The organism is Bacteroidota bacterium (genome assembly GCA_034723125.1).
Taxonomy (GTDB): Bacteria; Bacteroidota; Bacteroidia; order CAILMK01; family JAAYUY01; genus JAYEOP01.
The window spans coordinates 1-2776 of record JAYEOP010000304.1 but is presented as its reverse complement, the minus strand read 5'-3'; the positions used below and the strand labels follow the sequence as shown (position 1 = coordinate 2776).

The window sequence follows — 2776 nt, the reverse complement described above, 5'->3', positions numbered from 1 at the left end:
CTAAATAGTCTGACTAATAAATTTTTGCTTTTATTTTTCAAGAATAAATTTCCATGCACAAAACCATTCTTTTGGATGTTTGTCGGGAGGGCATGCAATACATTCTGTTTTTATCCTTGGGTCAATAGTTTCTGCAAAAGTTGTATGTTCAACCAATCCACCTGATTTGCATGGATAATCGTCAAGTCCTTTACGTTGACGTGCTGCTTGAACTCTGCAATTTATCATCCTAAATACAAAAGAATTTTCTGTTTCTTCCACAATTTCTTGTTCATTAACGTAAGCATATAATCTGAATTCCAATGCTTTTTTTAATCCTTCAAGTCCGGGTTTTTCATCAAGTTTTAATATTCTTTTTATAGACATTGCTTCAAAGGGGGAGAAGTGTGCCCAACTTGAATCGTTACATCTTTTTGCATCATTCATTCCGTGCTCAAATTCAACAGCCTGAAACCAAACACCATCATTGGCAAGCCAGTTTGTAGCAGTTCTTTGGCATAAGCTATCAATAGTTTCTTCAGGAAGATCAAGTAATGGTTTTGGAATATCTTCATCCATTTCAAAACCTAATGTTTTACCAAGTTTTGTCATTTGAATTTCATAGCTTCTTTTGTAAGCTGTTTCCAACACTTTATATGCTTTTTCTCTCCCTAATTGATGTTGGACTTCAGCAAACCAAATAGCATGATGCATCATTGTGCGATGCCAGAAGTCAATAATTAATCTTGCTTTTTCTTTTTTGTTTAATGATTCTTTGTCCATGAATTTAATTAATTTGAAAATTATAGAAGTTTTTATTGTTTTGCCACTAAGGCAGAAATACAGAAAGTAACACGAAGATTTATTTTTTCGTGTTTCTTTGAGCCTTAGAGTCTTTGTGGCTATTCTTTTTTATTTGCCACTAAGTCAGAAAGACAGAAAGTAACACGAATTTTTTTTATTTTCATTAAAGAATAAATGCACAATTTTTCATAAATATTTTTTTAGTGATTCTTCGTGCCTTAGAGTCTTTGTGGCTATCCTTTATTACTTGCCACTAAGTCAGAAAGACAGAAAGTAACACGAATTTTTTTTATTTTCATTAAAGAATAAATGCACAATTTTTCATAAATATTTTTTTAGTGATTCTTCGTGCCTTAGAGTCTTTGTGGCTATTTTTTTTATTTGCCACTAAGTCAGAAAGACAGAAAGTAACACGAAAATTTATTTGTAACTAAGGCATGAAGTTTAATAAAAATTATCTTCCTGTTAGTTCTTTGGGAATTCTACCATTTAAAAGTGTTTCTGATCTAAGTCTTCTGCCAATAATTTTTTCAACCATTTTCCCAATTTCCAATACTTTGTCAATATCAAGACCTGTGTCAATTCCCATTTCGTCCATCATCACCACCATGTCTTCTGTTTGTACCAAACCAACAACGCTTGCATCTTTGTAATAGTAAGTGCCTGTGCCTGAAACAGGAACTCTGTCAACAAAATTTGCAGGTTGACCACCAAGACCACCCATGCAAGATTCATAATTAGTAATACCTGCTTGTAGTGCAGCAAGGACATTTGCAAGTCCCCAACCTCTTGTTACATGAAAATGAGCAATATGTTTTTCAGGATTTGGAATAGAATCCAGAAGCATTGAGAAATAATCATAAACTCTGTCGGGTGATGCAGAACCGTCATGGTCAGCGTGTTCAACGTCATCAGCTCCGATATCAAGCCATCTTTGTGTAAATTCAATTGCTTTTTTCATGTCAGTTGGACCTTCAACAGGGCAACCCCAAATTGTACTTACTGTTCCGTTTACCTTAATACCGGCATCATGACATTTAGGAATATATTTTTCTGCCATTTTCCAATAATTAGCTAAGGAAGTACCTGAATTTATTTTGTGATGTGATTCACCTGTAGAAACCATCATTAAAATTCTATCAGGTCCGTAACCATCTAATTTTGCTTGAATAGCTCTTTCAATTGCTCTTTCTCTGATGGTAATTGCTGTAAAGGAAACATCATCAAGTTTGTCTTTTACTTTTTTGCTGTTTCTGATTCCTTTCATTACATCATCGGCATCTTTAAATTGAGGCATTCCTTTAGGATTACCAAAGTTTGTTGTTTCGATGTGTTTAAATCCTGCAAGTACAAGCTCTTCTAAAAGCCATATTTTTGCTTCTGTTGGAATTAATATTTCCTCATGTTGGAGACCATCACGTACGGTTATTTCTCCAATTGTTACTTTCTTTGGGTATTTCATATAATAAATTGTTTATTTGTTTATCTGTTTATTTGTTTATCTGTTTATTTGTTTATTTGTTTATCTGTTTATTCACAACTTTTAGCTTTTAGTTTTTAACTTTTAACTCTAAGTACTCTAGGCACTTTAAGTACTTCTTCCTGTTTATCTGTTTATTCATACCTTACAATTCACAACTTAAAACTTTTAACTTTAAGTACTCTAAGTACTTTAGGCACTTCTTTTTATTTATCTGTTTATCCATAATTTTTTTATCTTTTAACTTTAAGTACTTCTTTTTATTTATTTATTCGGAATTTGACTGATGACTGAAGACTGCTTACTGCCGACTGCTTACTGCCGACTGCTTACTGCCGACTGCTTACTGCCGACTGCCGACTGAAGACTGCCGACTGCCGACTGGAGACTGCTGACTGCTCACTGCTGACTGCCTACTTGTTCATTCATCAATTCTTCCATTCATTTTCTAAATTACCATTTCAGGAATATTTCCTTTAATAACTAATTTTCCTAAGGTTGCTTTTTTAATTT

2 protein-coding genes are annotated in these 2776 nt (G+C 33.4%); both read right to left on the bottom strand.

Annotation, left to right across the window (positions count from 1 at the left end):
• Positions 1-30 precede the first annotated feature (30 nt).
• Positions 31-762, bottom strand: a complete 732-nt coding sequence (locus tag U9R42_08450) for a DUF6125 family protein (GenBank protein MEA3496051.1) — start codon at positions 760-762, stop codon at positions 31-33.
• A gap of 475 nt (positions 763-1237) precedes the next feature.
• Positions 1238-2245 carry a pyruvate carboxyltransferase gene (locus U9R42_08445; GenBank protein ID MEA3496050.1) on the bottom strand — a complete coding sequence of 336 codons (1008 nt, stop codon included), beginning with the start codon at positions 2243-2245 and terminating at the stop codon, positions 1238-1240.
• Between the last annotated feature and the right edge of the window lie 531 nt (positions 2246-2776).

What these genes read in the sequence shown, in the direction of transcription:
- U9R42_08450 (MEA3496051.1), bottom strand. Translation starts at nt 762, where the DNA reads ATGGACAAAGAATCATTAAACAAAAAAGAAAAAGCAAGATTAATTATT.
- U9R42_08445 (MEA3496050.1), bottom strand. Translation starts at nt 2,245, where the DNA reads ATGAAATACCCAAAGAAAGTAACAATTGGAGAAATAACCGTACGTGAT.